Genomic DNA, 15596 nt, shown 5'->3' with positions numbered 1-15596 from the left:
TGGTTGCCCGTGTTGGAGCGCGAGGCAATGGAGGTAGAGATGACCGCGGTGGAGTTGACCCGGTTCAGGGTGGCGCCGGACAAGGTCGATGAGATGTTGGCCGCCCGGCCCGGGATGGTGGCGGATTTCCGCGCTGACCGGGAGGGCTTCCTGGATGCCCGGTTGGTGCGGTTGCCCGGCGACGAATGGCTGGACGTGGTGGAGTGGCGATCCCCGGAGGACTTCGCCGCCTCGCGCGCCAAGGGCGCCAATCTTCCTGGCATCGCCGCCTTCTTCGCCACGCTCGGCGAACTCGTCAGCGACGAACTGGGCACGCTTGAGGTGTGGTGAGGGCTGACTTGGACGGTGGTTAAAGTTGAACTCCGTCCAAGTTTGTTCTATGGTCAAGGTGTGACCGAGGAACAGAAGCTGGGGCTGCGCGAGCGCAAGAAGCTGGAGACCTGGCGGTCCATCAGGGCCGCCGCGCTAAGGCTGATCAACGAGCGGGGCTACGAGGCGGTCAACGTCGACGACATCGCCGCCGCGGCCAACGTCTCGCGCAGCACCTTCTTCAACTACTTCGTCACCAAGGAAGCCACCGTGTTCGACCCCGACCCCATGGAGACGGACGCGTGGCGCAAGCTCATGAACGACCGGCCGGACGACGAGCCGCTGTGGGTCTCGCTGCAGGAGATCCAGCTGGGTTACATGTCGCTGCTGGCCGACCGCCTGGCGGTGCAGAAGCGGCTCAAGGCCGCCTCGCCGGCCCTGGCGGAGTCCAAGCGTGACTACTCCGACCGGTTCCACGCCGAGCTTGGCGAGTGGGTCGCCTCCCGTACGCCGCCCGGCGCGGAGATGCAGGCCGCCCTGCAGACCAACACCGCGCTCGCCGTGCTGAGGACCGCGTACGGCGCCTGGTCGCCCGAGGACGGATTCGAGCGGTTCATGCAGCTCGCCCGCGAATGCTTCGACCGGGCCGGCCGAGGACTGGCCCCGGACCAATCCCACTGATCATCAGAAGGACAATTCACCATGAGCAAGGTCTGGTTCATCACCGGCACCTCGCGCGGCTTCGGCCGCAGCTGGGCCATCGCCGCGCTGGAGCGCGGCGACAAGGTCGCCGCCACGGCCCGTGACACCGCGACCCTCAAGGACCTCGTCGAGAAGCACGGCGAGGCGATCCTGCCGATCGCCCTGGACGTCACCGACCGCGAGGCCGCCTTCGCCGCCGTACGGCAGGCCCACGACCACTTCGGCCGCCTGGACGTCGTCGTCAACAACGCGGGCTACGGCCACTTCGGCATGGTCGAGGAGCTCACCGAGGCCGAGGCCCGCGCCCAGCTCGAGACCAACGTGTTCGGCGCGCTGTGGGTCACCCAGGCGGCCATCCCGCTGCTGCGCGAGCAGGGTGGCGGGCACATCATGCAGGTCTCCAGCATCGGCGGCGTCGCCGCGTTCGCCGGGCTGGGCATCTACCACGCCTCCAAGTGGGCGCTGGAGGCCTTCTCCGAATCGCTCGCCCAGGAGGTCGCCCCCGCCGGGATCAAGGTGACCATCATCGAGCCGGGCGGGTACGCCACCGACTGGGCCGGCGACTCGGCCGTCCGCTCCGAGCCCAACCCCGTCTACGAGCCCATCCGCGAGGCCAGGGCCAGGGCGCGCGCCGGCATGACCGCGCCGGGGCCGGATGTCACCGTCCCGGCCGTGCTCGCCGCCGCCGACGCCGCCGAGCCGCCGCTGCGCCTGCTGCTGTCGGGCACCGCCTTCGACATCGCCAAGGGCGTGTACGCCCAGCGGCTGCAGACCTGGGCCGACTGGGAGGACACCTCCCGCGCCGCCGGCTGACCGCCGTCATGCTGGTGCCGACCGGCCCCGAGCAGGGCCGTGCGGCATCACGAGGGGGAGCGCAGATCCGCCATGAGGTCGTCGGCGGACGGCGTGGCGGGCGAGGCGAGCCGGTGCTCGATGACCTCGGCGAGGTTGGCGTCCATATCGGGCCCGTAGAACTCCTCGGCGAGGCCGAGGTGGCGTCGCATCGCCTCGCGCGCCCCGTCGGGGTCGCGGTCGAGGATGTGCTCCAGGATCACGGTGTGCAGGGGCTCGCCGGCCTCCCGCACCTCGCGGTCGCTGAGGCTGCGCAGCATCAGCCCGTACGTGAGGTCTTGGATCGAGGTGAACATCATGTGGATGACCGGGTTGCCCGAGGCCCTGGCGATGGTCTCGTGGAAGGTGAGGTCCACCCGCGCCCTGGCGTGCACGTCGCCCGACAGGGCGAAGAGCTGGTGGACGCGGAGCAGATCGGTGCGGTCCCGCTTGGTGGCGTTGACGGCGGCCAGGCCCGCGGCCTCGGTCTCCAGCATGACGCGCGCCCGCATGAGCTGTCGGGCGGTCACACCGGCGGCGCGGGCCGCGAGGTACATCGGCCGCATCAAATTCTCCGCCGTGTAGCGGCGCACGAAGCTGCCGCGCTGCGGCGAGACCTCGATCAGCCCCCGCTCCTGCAGAGCCCGGAGCACCTCCCTGATGACCGGGCGGCTGACCGCGAACTCGGTCGCCAGGTCGCGCTCGGATGGCAGCCGCACGCCGGCGGCCCAGTGGCCCATCAGGATCCGGTTCTCCAGGACGGCGATCAACGCTCCCGGCGTGGTCTTACCAGTCTCCGCGGTCATGCTCTCGGGTGACGGTCTCTTCCCGGCATCGGCGGTCATGCTCTCGGGCGACGGCTTCTTCCCGCCATCAGCGGTCATGCCGACCACGGTAGCGGCTCGTCGCCGGTGACGAGCCCGGTGCCGTGCCAGCACGCCCGCCCGTCCGGCCCGAAGAGATGGAGATCGGTGAGCGGCACGTGGAAGGTCGCGTGCTCCCCGTCCCGCGGCCCGGTCCGCGGCGGGACGCGGGCGACGAGCGCCCGTCCGCTGCGGTCGCGGAGATGGAGTATGCGCTCGTTGCCGAGATTCTCCCCGTACGACACCGTCGCCTCGAGCTCGAAGGACGGCGATGCGGCGTCGGCACGCACACGTACAGACTCGGGCCTGAAGCCGATCCGCACCGACTCGGGCAGGTCGTCCGGCAACACCTCGCGCGGCAGCAGCCAGCGCACGTCGCCGCTGGACAGCTCGAACCGGTCCGCGTCCGCACGCGCGGTGGCGTCGAGCAGGTTCATCCGCGGGCTGCCGAGGAACGTGGCGACGAACTCGTCGGCCGGCTGCTCGTAGATCTCGGCCGGGGTGCCGATCTGCGCGAACTCACCCTCATTGAGCACCGCGACCCGGTGACCCATGGTCATGGCCTCGACCTGGTCATGGGTCACGTACAGGACGGTCCCCTCGGTGCGGCGGTGGAACTCGATCAGCTCGGCACGCATCTGCACGCGCAGCGCCGCGTCCAGGTTGGACAGCGGCTCGTCCATGAGGTACGCGGCCGGCTCCCGGATCATGGCCCGGCCCAGCGCGACCCGCTGGCGCTGGCCGCCGGAGAGCTGTCCCGGCTTCTTCCTGAGCTGGTCGGCGAGCCCGAGCGCGCGGCTGGTGTCGGCGATCCGCTGCCGGATGACGTCCTTCGGCACGCGGTGGGCGCGAAGCCCGAACGCCAGGTTGCCCTCGACGCTGAGGTGCGGGTAGAGGGCGTAGTCCTGGAACACCATGCCGATTCCGCGGTCGCCCGGGTGGGCGTGGGTGACGTCACGGCCGCCGACCGTCACCCGCCCGGCGCTGACCGGCTCGATCCCGGCGACGATGCGCATCAGCGTGGACTTCCCGCACCCGGACGGGCCGACGATCACCAGGAACTCCCCGTCGCGCACGTGCAGGTCGATGTCGGTGAACAGCACCTGGCTGCCGTAACGCTTGGTGACCCGCTCGATGCGGATGCCGTCGGTCATCGCTTGATTCCTCCGAGGGTGAGGCCCGAGACGTAGTAGCGCTGCAGCAGAGCGAACAGGGCCAGCGGCGGCAGGATCGACAGCAGCGCGGCCGCGGTCTGCAGGTGGTAGACGATCCCGTGCTCGCCCTCGAACGACGACAGCGCGAGCGGCAACGTCCACAGCTCCTGCTCGCTGGCGGCGATCAGCGGCCAGATCAGGTTGTCCCACTGCGCCAGGAACTGCAGCAGCAGCACGGTGAGCAGGGCGGGGCGCAGCAGCGGGACCGCGATGAGGAAGAAGATGCGCAGCTCGCCCGCGCCGTCCACGCGCGCGGCGTGCAGCATCTGCGCCGGGATGCCCAGCGCGAACTGGCGGACCAGGAAGACACCGAGCGCGCTGGCCAGGAACGGCGCGATGAGGCCCTGATAGCTGTTGAGCCAGCCGATCTCGCTGAGCGCCACGAACACCGGGATCATGACGACCGCCGGGGTGAGGGACAGCGCGATGACCACCAGGTTGAGCAGGGCTGCCCTGCCGAGGAAGCGCAGCCGGGCCAGCGCGTACCCGGCGGCGGCCGAGATCGCCACGTCGAGCACCGAGACCGCGGAGGCGATCAGGATGCTGTTCAGCAGGTAGCGCGGGAACCGGCCGTCGGTCATGATCTGGCCGATGTTGTCGAACAGCGCGAACCCGTGGAGACGCAGCCCGGACAGGTCGCTGTCGTCCGGCGCCGACGCGAGCACGATCATGGAGTAGAGCGGCAGCAACATCAGCGCCACGAAGCCGATGAGGGCCACGGTGGTGAGCGCGCGGCTGATTCTCATTCCTCGTCACTCCTGATCAGCTTGAACTGGGTGAAGGCGAAGACCAGCAGCGCCACCAGCAGGACGATCGCGATCGCCGACGCGTAGCCGAACCGGGAGTAGGAGAACGCGTTGTTGTACAGGTAGAGGGGCAGCACCTGGGTGGCGTTGACCGGCCCGCCCTTGGTCAGCAGGTAGGCGGGGACGAAGGACTGCATGGCCCCGGTGACGGCCACCACGATCACGAAGGTGAACGTGCGGCGCAGCAGCGGCACGGTGACGAGGAAGAACGTACGCAGCGCGCGGGCGCCGTCGATGGCCGCGGCCTCGAACACGTTCGCCGGCAGAGCCTGCAGCCCGGCCACGAAGATGATCACGTAGAGGCCGACGTACTTCCAGATGACCATCACGAGCAGCGCCCAGATGGCGTAGCCGGAGTCGGTGAGCCACGGGTGGGCCCCGGCCAGGGTGTCGGCGAGACCGCCGGTCGAGTAGATGACCTGCCACAGCACCGTGGCGCCGACCAGCGGCATCACCGCGGGGATGAAGACGAGGGCGCGCAGCCAGGCGCGGAGCCGCCCTGGCTTGGCCAGCGGCACGGCCACGACCAGGGCGATCATGATCGTCGGGCCCACGGCGAAGACCGTGTAGAGCAGGGTCACCCGCACGCTGGCCCAGAACTCGTCGTTCGCCCACATCTGGCGGTAGTTCTCCATGCCCACCCACTGCGGGGTGCCCGACAGGTCGTACGAGGTGAAGCTCAGGTAGAGCGCGGCCAGCGCGGGCAGCGCCCAGAACAGGACGAAGTACACGATCGCCGGGGCGGCGAGGCCCGCGCCCGCGCGGGCCTCGCTCCCGGCCATGGTGCGGGCCCCAGTGCGAGTCATTTGAGTATCCGCCCCACGGCGGCGTCGAAGGCGGCCGCGGCGTCCCTGGCCGGCCGCTGCTTGTGGATCACGGACTCGAGCGCGTCGAGCAGCGCCTTGATCGTCTCGGTCCACTGCGGCAGCACCGGGCCGAAGTCGGTGTACGCGAGCTGCTCCTCCAGCTGCTGGCTGGCCTGGTCACGGGCGCTGGGCAGCTTCTGCCAGCCGGCCGTCGGTGTGACCAGGCCGGTGGTGGCGAGCTGCTGATCGACGTTGGCGGAGCTGGACAACCAGTTGACGAAATGCCAAGCCGTGTACGGATTTTTCGCCTTTTTGGCGACCATCCATCCCCACGAGTAGCCGGAGGCCACCTTCTCCTTGCCCGCCCAGGAGGGCACCACGGCGCTGTCGAAGGTCTCGCCCAGCTTGGCCTTGGGATTGAGCTCCGGGATGAGGCTGGAGGTGAACCGGCCGGACACCAGCATGGCCGAGGTGCCCTTGGCGAACAGGCCGAACGCGCCGACCGGGTCGCTCAGCCTCGGGTTGCCCTGGCGGCCGTAGTACTCCAGGGCCTGGATGCCCTCCGGGGTGTTCAGGCCGCCACGTCCCGAGGTCTCGTCGACGATCCGCCCGCCCAGGCCGTTGATCAGCGGGATGAAGTTCAGCATCGCCCAGATGTTGTCGGCGAGCTGCCACTGGAGGCCGACCTGGGAGCCCGTGGTGAGCTTGCGGCCGTACTCCTCGACCTCCTCCCAGGTGGCCGGGGGCTTGTCGGGGTCGAGCCCGGCCTGTTCGAAGCGGTCGCGGCGGTACCACAGGTGGACCGAGTTGAAGTCGATCGGAACTCCGTAGACCTGGTCCTTGTAGGTCAGGGCGGCGAAGGCGTTGGTGTCGAACCTGCTCTTGAGCTCGTCGAGGGAGCCCGCCCCGAACTCCGCCGGCGGCAGCGGCGCGACCTGTCCCTTCGAGGCCCGCTCCGCGAGGGTCCAGGCGCCGACCTTGATGAGGTCTGGCGGCGAGCCCGTGGTGAACGCGGTGGAGAGCTTGGTGTCGAGGTTGGCGATCGGGACGTACAGCGGTTTGATCGTCACCTTCGGGAACTGGCGCTGATACTCGGCGATCTTGGCGTTGAAATACTTGTCGTTCGCCTCCTCATGGTGCATCCAGGCGATGACCGGGCCCTGCGGCCCGGCCTCCTTGGAGCCGACCGGCTCGCCGCCCGATCCGCAGGCGGCCAGCGGGCTCGCCAGCCCCAGCAGGGCGGCGCCGCGCAGAAGGTCTCGGCGGGGGATTGCAGTCATGTGTCCGGTTCCTCTCAGGAGACGGGCGCGAACTCGGTTACCCCCGCGTGGATGGCGTCGGTCATGCGGCGGTGCCAGGCGATGTCGCGCCACATGCCGGTGAACTGGGGGCCGCAGAAGTTGCTGGTGGCCAGCGCCTCCCAGCGGCCGGTGGCGAGCGCGGCGCGTACCCCGATCTCGCACAGCTCCTTGACCCAGCCCCAGTCGCGGCCGGGGCCGTCCTTGTAGTTGACGATCCCCCAGCACTCGGTGGTCACCAGCGGCTTGCCGGCCGATCGCGACCACTCGGCGACCTTCCCGATGTGCTCCGTCAGGACGGCGGACCACTGCTCGGGCTCCGCCCGGTACAGGCGCTCGGCCGGGCCTGACAGCGGCTCGTAGGCGCGCGGGTCGAACTGCGAGTGGTGCAGGTCGTAGCCGATCCGGGCGTAGAAGTCGGTGGTGGCTTGGGGGGTCATCCACACGTGCGGCTCGAGCAGATCCAGCTCGGACAGGTCCTCGCCGTCGGCTCCGGTGGTCTCGGTGCAGACGGACAGCGTGTAGCGGTACTGAGGATGGGCCGCCCGCAGGGTGCCGATGGCCTCGCGGGTCCAGCTCCGCACGACCTCGTGGCCGCGCGAGAGCGTCTCGGCGTCCGGGTCGTTGCCGTACAGGAACGGCGCCCACATGGCGAGCGGCCACTCGTTCACCAGGTCGACGAAGTAGATCGAGTCGCCGAGGCCGGCTCGCTCGATCGCCGAGAGCGTGACGTCCCAGATGCGGGCCAGGTCGGCCGCGGTCCGGATCCGCGAGCGGGTGTCGAGCTCGTCCTTCCTGAACCAGGAGGACAGCGCCACCCGCAGTCCCCGGGCCGCACACGCCTGGATGAACTCCAGCAGCTCGGGCAGCACGCGTACGGAGACCGGCTCGGTGGCCCCCCACGCCTCGAAGTGCCATACGGGCAGCAGTCGCCACGTCCGTTCCGGGCCGGCCGCGACCAGATGGGGGAAGGCGTCGATGCGCACCGCGTCGTAGCCCCGCTCGACCAGCTCGCCGAGCGCGCGGTCCCAGTCCTGGTAGCCGGCGCCGTCCCAGCGCCGCTCCAGCCAGGAGAAGTCCCACATGGTGATCGCTAAGGGGCTGTGGGTCAACGTCATAGTCTCAACATCCGTCCCGACGTTGGTCTTACCAGATTGCCCGAGCTTCCCTGGTGAATATGTCCTTGTCAAGGTCTTGTAGGTTGCTGGTCTGACCAGATATGGTCCTCGAATCATGAGCATCCGAGCCGCCGGCCTGGAAACCATCCGATGCCCGATTCAGCCCAACGTGCTCCTGGTACGGCTGCACACCGAGGACGGCCGGACCGGCCTCGGTGAGTCGTTCTTCGGGGCCGAGGCGGTCGAGGCGTACCTGCACGAGACCGTCGCGCCGCAGCTGGTGGGCGCGCCGCTGCCCAGCCCGGAGCGGCTGCGCCGGCTGCTCACCGGGCACGTGGGCTTCCAGGGCAGCGGCGTGGAGACCCGCGGCAACGGGGCGATCGACATGGCGGTGTGGGACCTGCTCGGCAAGGCCGCGGGCCAGCCGGTGGCCACCCTGCTCGGCGGGCCCTACCAGGACAGCCTGCCGGTCTACAACACCTGCGCGGGGCCCTCGTACGTCAAGAACGAGCCGCGCCAGGCCGTGTCCAACTGGGGTCTGGCGGAGACGTCGGGGTACGAGGACCTGCGCGGCTTCCTCGAACGGCCGGGCGAACTGGCCAAGGACCTGTGGGACGAGGGGCTGCGCGCCATGAAGGTGTGGCCGTTCGACGAAGCGGCCGAGCGCACCGGCGGCATGCGGCTGGAGCGGGACGACTTACGTGCCGGCCTGCGAGTGCTCGACGAGATCAAGAACGCCGTCCCCGAGATGGACGTCATGGTCGAGCTGCACGGGCTCTGGAGCCTGCACGCCGCGCTCGGCCTGGTCGGAGAGCTCGAGCGCTTCGCCCCCTACTGGGTCGAGGACCCGTTGCGGTCCGACAGCCACACCTCCTTCGCCACGCTGCAGTCCGCGACATCCGTGCCGCTCGCCACCGGCGAGACGCTGACCGGGCAGCGCTCGTTCCGCGCGCTGCTGGAGCGCTCGGCGATCCGCGTCGCGATCGTCGACATCGGCTGGACGGGCGGGCTGACCGAGGCCCGCAAGATCGCCGCACTCGCCGACTCGTACGACCTGCCGTTCGCGCCGCACGACTGCACCGGGCCCGTCTCGTTCGCGGCCTGCGTCCACCTCGCCCTGAGCCAGCCCAACGCGCTGGTGCAAGAGAGCGTGCGCGCGTTCCGCCACACGTGGTACGAGGAGCTGGCGACCGGCCTGCCGCCGGTGGAGAACGGCCGGGTGAGCCTGAACGGGCGGCCGGGGCTGGGCGTCGAGCTCGCCGAGGGCCTCACCGGGCGTCCAGGCGTGACGACGCGGCTGACCGGGACGCGGGCATGAAGGCACTGCGCTGGTACGGGCGCGGCGACGTCCGGCTGGACGACGTCGAGGTGCCCAGGCCCGGCCCCGGCGAGGTGCTGATCGCGGTCACGCTCTGCGGCATCTGCGGCAGCGACGTGGAGGAGTACCACTCGGGCCCGATCGTGGTGCCCGTGTCGCCGCACCCGCTGACCGGCCGGGCGGCGCCGCTCACCCTCGGGCACGAGATCGTCGGCGTGGTGGTGGACCCCGGCGCGGGCGTCACCCTCGCATCCGGCACCCCGGTCGTGCCCGACGTCGTGCTGGGCTGCGGCCGGTGCTGGTGGTGCGCTCGAGGGGAGTACCCGCTGTGCGAGCGCGGGGCGGCGCTCGGGCTGCAGGACGACGGCGGGCTGGCGGAGTACCTGGTGGCGCCGGCCGATCGCTGCGTTCCCCTGCCCGGCGGCCTCCCCGCCGAGGTCGCCGTCTTCGCCGAGCCCGCGGCGGTCGCCGTACGCGCGCTCGACAAGGCCGGTGACGTGTCCGGCGCCGTGGTCGCGGTCGTGGGGGCCGGCACGATCGGGCTGCTGGTCGCCCAGGTGGCCAGGTGCCGCGGCGCGGCGGCGATCGTCGCGGTCGACCCGGATCCGGGCCGCCGAGCGCTGGCCGGCTCATGCGGGCTCGTCGCCGCTTCTCCCGGCGACGCCGCGGACGCCGCCGTGCGCGAGCTGACCGGCGGGCGTGGCGCCGACGTCGTCGTGGAGAGCGCGGGGACGGCCTCCGCTGTCACGGGCGCGGTGTCGCTCTGCCGGCGCGGCGGCACCACCGTCCTGCTCGGCGTGACGCCGGAACCGGCCGCCCTTCCCGCGCTGGACGTGGTGCTGGGGGAGAAGCGCGTCCTCGGGTCGGCCTCGCACCGGTGGGACACCGACGTGCGCGGGGCGGTCGCCCTGCTGCACGGCGGGCACGTCCGCGTGGATCAGCTGCCGGTGCAGACGGTCCCGCTGGCGGAAGCCGTACGGCGTGGGCTGGCCGACCCGCCGCGGGACCTGCTGAAGACCATCGTCGAGGTGGCGGGCGTGCGCGACTGACGGGACCGCCCCGCCCGCCTCTAGTGCTCGATGCTGGCGTTGAAGTGCGCCAGGCCTTCGGCGAAAGAGGCCAGCTCCTCCGGGGACCAGTCCTTCAGGACCGTGGCCAGGCCGTTGAGCCGGTACTCGCGTTCCCCGGCGACCCGGCGCAGGCCCTCGTCGGTGATGCGGAGCTTGCGTGCCATCCCGCCCTCGGGGTCGGGGATGCGCTCGGCCAGGCCCTCGCGGAGCAGGACGGCGGTCTGCCGGTTGACGGTGGAGGTGTCGAGGCTGAAGGCCTGCGCGAGCTGGCCGATCGACATCGGTCCCTCGGCCTCGAGCCGGCTGAGCAGGATGTAGCTGCTGCCGCGCTCGAGCCGCCGTTCCTGGACAGGCGCGGCCGTCGCCGCCAGCTCCTTGTAGCGGCCGATGAGCATGAGCTCGCGCTCGATGTGAACGATCTCCTCGCGCACGAGTCCCACCCCACCGCTTCTCGAAGATCCCTCTATATAGGGAACTGTAGGATACACACCGTATGCATCGTGCATATCCACGCGAGATTCGGAGAACTCATGAGTTCGACGTCCGCCGCCCAGCGCAGCGGAGCGATCATCAGTGTGCTGGCCGCGGCGGGCATCACGGTCTCGCTGATGCAGACCCTGATCGTCCCGCTCATCGCCACCCTGCCGACGCTGCTGCACACCACCCCCGCCGACGCCTTCTGGGCCATCACCGCGACCCTGCTGGCCGGCGCGGTGGCGATGCCCGTCTCGGGACGGCTCGGTGACCTGTACGGCAAGCGCCGCGTCATGATGGTCAGCGCGCTCCTGCTGGCCGCCGGCTCCCTGGTGTGCGCGCCCGCCAACTCGCTGGCCCCCATGGTGATCGGCCGTACGCTGCAGGGGCTCGGCATGGGCGTGATCCCGCTGGGCATCGCCATCATGCGTGACGTGCTGCCGCCGGAGCGGCTCGGCTCGGCCATCGGGCTGATGAGCTCCTCGCTCGGTGTGGGCGGCGCGCTCGGCCTGCCCGCCGCCGCGCTCGTCGCCCAGTACGTCAGCTGGCACGCGCTGTTCTGGGCCGCGGCCGGGCTCGGCCTGCTGATGAGCGTCCTGATCCTGCTGATCGTGCCGGAGTCGCCGGTCAAGTCGCCGGGACGCTTCGACTTCGTCGGGGCGGCGGGGCTGGCGGCCGGCCTGGTCCTGCTCCTGCTGCCGATCTCCAAGGGCAGCGACTGGGGCTGGACGAGCGGCACCACGCTCGGGATGTTCGCCGCCGCGGCGGTGATCCTGCTGCTGTGGGGATGGTGGGAGCTGCGCAGGCCCGCGCCGCTGATCGACCTGCGCACCAGCGTGCGCCGCCAGGTGCTGATGACCAACCTGGCCTCGATCGTCATCGGCTTCGCCATGTACGCGATGTCGCTGATCACGCCCCAGCTGCTGCAGCTGCCCGCGGCCACCGGCTACGGCCTGGGACGTTCGATGGTCGAGGCCGGCCTGTGGATGGCGCCGTCCGGGCTCATGATGATGGCGATCTCGCCCGTGGCGGCGCGCCTGTCCGCGGCGCGGGGACCCAAGACGTCCCTGCTGCTCGGCACCGTCATCATCGCCGCCGGCTACCTCATGGCACTCGGACTCATGGACCACGCGTGGGGAGTCCTGGTCTTCTCCGCGGTGGTCGCCGCGGGGATCGGCTTCGCGTACGCGGCCATGCCGTCCATCATCATGAGCGCCGTGCCGCTCACCGAGACGGCCGCCGCCAACGGGCTCAACAGCCTGATGCGCTCGATCGGCACGTCCTGCGCCAGCGCCGTGCTCGGGGCGGTGCTGGCCAACCTGACGATCAAGTTCGGTCCCGCGACGCTGCCGTCCGAGGCCGGCTTCCGCGCCGGCTTCATCATCGGCGGCGGCGTGGCCCTGGTGGCGGCACTCATCGTCCTGGCCATCCCGGGCCGGCGCACCGCCGCCCACCCGGCGCCCCCCGACCGGCCCGCCGACGCCGACCGCGAGGTCCGCGCACACTAGCGCATCCCGGCCCGCCCCACTCAGCCCGCACGCACTAGCGCGCACCGGCCCGCCTCCTCCCAGCCCAGAGGCGGCCGGTCCCCTTCCCGGCGCTCCCGGACGGAGTCAGGAAGTCCTGGAGCTCGCGGTGCCGGAACTGGTACGTGGCGCCGGAGACGCGCAGCAGCCGTGCCTCGCAGGCCCAGTCGAGAAAGTCCCACAGCCGCAACGGAAGCAGACCGCGCATGGCCGCGACGACCAGCCCGATCATGGTGCGGGTCCAGGCGATCGCGCCGAAGGCCAGGCCGAAGGTCACGCCGCCGACGATCGCGCACGCCAGTGACTCGACGATGTCCTGGTTCATGACGAACACCAGAAACGCGGCCACACCGCCGGTGAGGCCGAACGCCAGCCCGATCGTCAGGTTGCGGTGAAGGGCTTCCCGCGGGTGGGCGAGCTCCGCGTCCTTGCTCCAGCCGCCAGTGGTGATCTTGAACAGCACCCCGAGCGTGAAGGCCAGCACGAAGGCCCCGGTGACGCCCGCGGCCAGCGGCACCGGGCCGGCGTGGGACAGCCGCAGCGGCGCCAGCCCGGTGAGCGCGCCGCACAGTCCGAAGCCCACCAGGGTGACGAGTTCGGTGCGGACCACCTCGGACACGGTCATGCGCTCGGCCCCGCGCCGACCGGCGGCGGTCAGCCCGATGACCGCTCCGAGCGCCAGCCCACCGGTTCCCCCCGCGGCGACGGCGAAGACGGGACCGAAGATGCGTTCTCCGGTCAGTACCAGCCCGGCCAGGCCACCGAGCACTCCGACGGGGAGGCCCGCCAGGGCGCCGAGCAGACCGCCGGTGATGCGCCGCCCGCGAGGGACATCGGCCCGCCCACCGGCTGCGGCCGGCCACGGCGACAGCGACAGGCCGGTTGCGACGGCCACCCAGCCCGCCATGAGGGCCAAGGTGAGCAGCTGTTCCGGGTCGAGTCCGGCACGCAGGTCGCCAGGGCTGTCGACCGCCGAGCCCGTCCAGAAGGCCAGCATGGCGATGACCGCGAAGATCACACTGCACAGGCAGTGCAACGCCTGGACCCGGCGCCGGCCGCCGATCGGCCACAGCAGGTGGGGGACGATGTCGATCGCCGTCAGACCGGGCGGCGGCCGGTCCTCCTCGGCGGTGCGGGTGGCCTGCCAGCGCAGGTGGTCCGCGAGGTGCACGAGCCACGATCGCACCTGACGGGACCGGTACGGAGTGCCCAGGGCGGCGCGGGGTGTGAGGCCGGTCGCCGCCGGGACGTACGCCTCCAGCAACCTTCGGCCGATCGACACCGCTCCCTCACGCGGGTCGGTGCGCGGATCCACCCGGAGCAGCTCGACGGGATCGGCACCGGCCTCCACGGCGGTGACGGTCAGCAGCAGTCGCCAGGGTGTGGCGAGAGCGGTGTGAACGGCCTTCCCCGCCGGTCCGGACAGTGCCGCATGGATGTCGTCGCGGTGCTTTTCGCAAAGATGGCCGTCCGGCCAGCGGGCGTGCAGGTACGTGCTGATCTGTTCGGTGGTCAGGCTGTGGAGATGGATCCGGGCGGCGTTGTCGAGCTCGACCCCGGCCGCGCGCAGCTCGGCGTGACGATCGGCTCGACAGGTCACGACGACCGCCCCCGGCCGTCGCCCGGACAGGTCGCTGTACCGGTTGAGCTCGGTCAGCAGTCCGATCGCCCGGCGGGGTGAGCCCATCGACGGCTCGGGGTCCAGTTCGTCCAGTCCGTCCACCACCGGCAGTACCCGGCGATCACGTACCAGCCGCAGGGCGTCCTCGAGCGCGAGCCCGAAGTCCTGCACCAGCTGCTCGGCCAGCCATGGTTCGAACGGCCTTCCCAAGGTCCATCGGGCCGCGTTCAGGCGCACCGGCACCATCCGCGGGTGACCGGGCCGTCCGTCGGCGGCCACGAAGGGCTCCAGGAGTTGCAGCACCAGTTCGATGGCGAGCACCGTCTTGCCCGATCCCGATGCGCCCACGACGAGCAGGCGCTGCGGGCGCAGGCCGGTGAAGAGCCGGCCGATCGAGTGCAGATCGTCCGCCAACTCGCCGGGTACGTCGTCGCGACGGATCGAGTCGGCGTACAGCCCGAAGGAGACGGGCGCGATGTTGTAGCCGCTCAGCAGCCCTTTCCGCGCCCTGTCCTCTTCCCGGACCACTCGCCGTGACAGCAGCTCGAGTGCGTGATCTTCTCGAGGCTCCGGCGGCATGGCCGGGGACGTCCGCTCCTCGGCGCCGGAAGGGGGTGGAGCGACCGGTTCGGCCAGGGCCGTCCGTGCGGCTCGCCAGCGTTCGAGCTCTTCGGGAATCAGTTCGTCCGGAACGTCGCAGGAGCGTAGGCAGGCGGTGACGAAGGCTCTCACGAAATCCCACCGCGGCAGCCTGTCAGTCTGCCGCAGAACGTGCGAGGTCGTGCTCTTCGGCAGCGCGTCGACCATGGCCCCGTCCGGGGTCACCGTCTGGCCGCCGAGAGAGCGCAGCCTGCTCAGAGACGGCTGCCCCGCCCACTGCCTGAGCTGGACCAGCGACCGGACGAAGTCCGCCACGCTGCCGGCCTGGGCGGGATCGGGCTGAGAGGGACGGTCCGCGATCACCGGCGCCCGGTCCTCACCAGCGACCACTCGAACCTCGCCCTGCCGCGGTGCGGCCACCGGCCGTCCAGGAACATCCCCTCCAATGTCTGGACATGGCGTGACTCCATCAGGAAGTTGCGTGCCTCGTCGGCCTCGACCAGCTCCCGGCCGACCGCGATCGGAACGAACCCGTGCCGGGGGATGTAGACCCACCGGCCGCGATCCCAGTCATAGGGATCGAACCAGCGGTGGCGGACCGTGCCGGAGATCCGCACCTCCGGCCCGTCCCGGGTCAGGACGAACGAGCCCTGCGAGCGCAGCAGGCTCACCCTGCTGACGTAGAACAGCTCCGTACCGATGAACGCGTTGATCCGCGCGTCCCAGTGGTCGTGCAGCCACGTGGACGCGCCGTCGCGCAGCCGCCCCGCCTCCCGGGCGAGCTGCCGTTCGAAGCGGCGCTGGTTCTTGCGCTCGGCCTTCTTGATCACTTTGAACGAGCGCAGCCAGCGCAGGGACATCGTCCTGGAGGCGCCCGCGCCGTCCATGAAGTGTTCCAGGAAGTCGGACGCGAGCGGGTGGAACTGCCGGCCGCCGTCGATGATCGAACGGAACAGCGCGGCCAGTTCCGGGACGGGCCTGCCTGTCCGTCGCCGGAAACCTCGAAGGAACATGCTCGCTCTCTCCGCGGTGGGAGCCAG

At 70.9% G+C, this 15596-nt stretch carries 15 protein-coding genes; 6 read left to right on the top strand and 9 right to left on the bottom strand.

All coding sequences use genetic code 11. The annotated features are described in order from the left end of the window. The first annotated feature begins 39 nt into the window (after positions 1 to 39). From ABD830_RS02310 to ABD830_RS02300, 3 genes are read left to right on the top strand one after another with little or no spacing between them, the layout of a single operon-like run. Positions 40 to 330 carry an antibiotic biosynthesis monooxygenase family protein gene (locus ABD830_RS02310; protein ID WP_344984582.1) on the top strand — a complete coding sequence of 97 codons (291 nt, stop codon included), beginning with the start codon at positions 40 to 42 and terminating at the stop codon, positions 328 to 330. A 60-nt stretch (positions 331 to 390) separates the two neighbouring features. Further along, a complete protein-coding gene (locus ABD830_RS02305; RefSeq protein WP_344984581.1) occupies positions 391 to 990 on the top strand; it encodes a TetR/AcrR family transcriptional regulator in 600 nt (199 codons plus the stop codon). Positions 991 to 1011: 21 nt separating this feature from the next. Next, entirely contained in the window at positions 1012 to 1824 is an 813-nt protein-coding gene (locus ABD830_RS02300; protein ID WP_344984580.1) for an SDR family NAD(P)-dependent oxidoreductase, read from the top strand. 47 nt (positions 1825 to 1871) lie between these two features. Here the strand turns inward: ABD830_RS02300 and ABD830_RS02295 are convergent, their stop codons facing one another. Genes ABD830_RS02295 through ABD830_RS02270 form a run of 6 tightly spaced genes read right to left on the bottom strand, consistent with a single transcriptional unit; the run spans position 1872 to position 7947 of the window. Next, positions 1872 to 2726: a FadR/GntR family transcriptional regulator gene (locus ABD830_RS02295; protein ID WP_344984579.1), complete on the bottom strand. Its 855-nt coding sequence runs from the start codon at positions 2724 to 2726 to the stop codon at positions 1872 to 1874. Continuing rightward, the gene (locus ABD830_RS02290; protein ID WP_344984578.1) at positions 2723 to 3859 is read right to left on the bottom strand and encodes an ABC transporter ATP-binding protein; all 1137 of its coding nucleotides are present in this window, start codon (positions 3857 to 3859) and stop codon (positions 2723 to 2725) included. Before ABD830_RS02290 ends, ABD830_RS02295 begins: the two co-directional genes overlap by 4 nt. Next, on the bottom strand, positions 3856 to 4665 hold the full coding sequence (locus tag ABD830_RS02285) for a carbohydrate ABC transporter permease (protein ID WP_344984577.1): 810 nt from the start codon (positions 4663 to 4665) through the stop codon (positions 3856 to 3858). The genes ABD830_RS02290 and ABD830_RS02285 overlap by 4 nt, the downstream gene beginning before the upstream one ends. Then, positions 4662 to 5531: a carbohydrate ABC transporter permease gene (locus ABD830_RS02280; RefSeq protein ID WP_344984576.1), complete on the bottom strand. Its 870-nt coding sequence runs from the start codon at positions 5529 to 5531 to the stop codon at positions 4662 to 4664. Before ABD830_RS02280 ends, ABD830_RS02285 begins: the two co-directional genes overlap by 4 nt. Beyond that, the gene (locus ABD830_RS02275) at positions 5528 to 6811 is read right to left on the bottom strand and encodes an extracellular solute-binding protein (protein ID WP_344984575.1); all 1284 of its coding nucleotides are present in this window, start codon (positions 6809 to 6811) and stop codon (positions 5528 to 5530) included. Before ABD830_RS02275 ends, ABD830_RS02280 begins: the two co-directional genes overlap by 4 nt. 14 nt (positions 6812 to 6825) lie before the next feature. Continuing rightward, positions 6826 to 7947 carry a cellulase-like family protein gene (locus ABD830_RS02270; protein WP_344984573.1) on the bottom strand — a complete coding sequence of 374 codons (1122 nt, stop codon included), beginning with the start codon at positions 7945 to 7947 and terminating at the stop codon, positions 6826 to 6828. Between the two features lie 115 nt (positions 7948 to 8062). Here ABD830_RS02270 and ABD830_RS02265 point away from each other — a divergent pair, with 115 nt between their 5' ends. Both ABD830_RS02265 and ABD830_RS02260 read left to right on the top strand, forming a co-directional pair. Continuing rightward, on the top strand, positions 8063 to 9265 hold the full coding sequence (locus ABD830_RS02265; RefSeq protein ID WP_344984572.1) for a mandelate racemase/muconate lactonizing enzyme family protein: 1203 nt from the start codon (positions 8063 to 8065) through the stop codon (positions 9263 to 9265). Then, complete coding sequence (locus ABD830_RS02260; RefSeq protein ID WP_344984571.1) at positions 9262 to 10314, top strand: alcohol dehydrogenase catalytic domain-containing protein; 1053 nt, start codon at positions 9262 to 9264, stop codon at positions 10312 to 10314. Before ABD830_RS02265 ends, ABD830_RS02260 begins: the two co-directional genes overlap by 4 nt. 20 nt (positions 10315 to 10334) lie before the next feature. Here ABD830_RS02260 and ABD830_RS02255 read toward each other — a convergent pair whose 3' ends face one another. Beyond that, the gene (locus ABD830_RS02255) at positions 10335 to 10775 is read right to left on the bottom strand and encodes a MarR family winged helix-turn-helix transcriptional regulator (protein ID WP_344984570.1); all 441 of its coding nucleotides are present in this window, start codon (positions 10773 to 10775) and stop codon (positions 10335 to 10337) included. 90 nt (positions 10776 to 10865) lie between these two features. Between ABD830_RS02255 and ABD830_RS02250 the strand changes: the two genes are divergently transcribed. Next, the gene (locus ABD830_RS02250; RefSeq protein WP_344984569.1) at positions 10866 to 12317 is read left to right on the top strand and encodes an MFS transporter; all 1452 of its coding nucleotides are present in this window, start codon (positions 10866 to 10868) and stop codon (positions 12315 to 12317) included. A 34-nt stretch (positions 12318 to 12351) separates the two neighbouring features. On the opposite strand, the gene ABD830_RS02245 is transcribed toward ABD830_RS02250, so the two are convergent. Continuing rightward, positions 12352 to 14919 carry an NACHT domain-containing protein gene (locus ABD830_RS02245; protein WP_344984568.1) on the bottom strand — a complete coding sequence of 856 codons (2568 nt, stop codon included), beginning with the start codon at positions 14917 to 14919 and terminating at the stop codon, positions 12352 to 12354. Further along, a complete protein-coding gene (locus ABD830_RS02240; protein WP_344984567.1) occupies positions 14916 to 15569 on the bottom strand; it encodes a hypothetical protein in 654 nt (217 codons plus the stop codon). The genes ABD830_RS02245 and ABD830_RS02240 overlap by 4 nt, the downstream gene beginning before the upstream one ends. Positions 15570 to 15596 lie beyond the last annotated feature (27 nt).

Origin of the sequence: Nonomuraea helvata, from assembly GCF_039535785.1 — a bacterium.
Classification (GTDB): Bacteria; Actinomycetota; Actinomycetes; order Streptosporangiales; family Streptosporangiaceae; genus Nonomuraea; species Nonomuraea helvata.
This window is presented reverse-complemented; position numbering and strand designations above follow the sequence as displayed.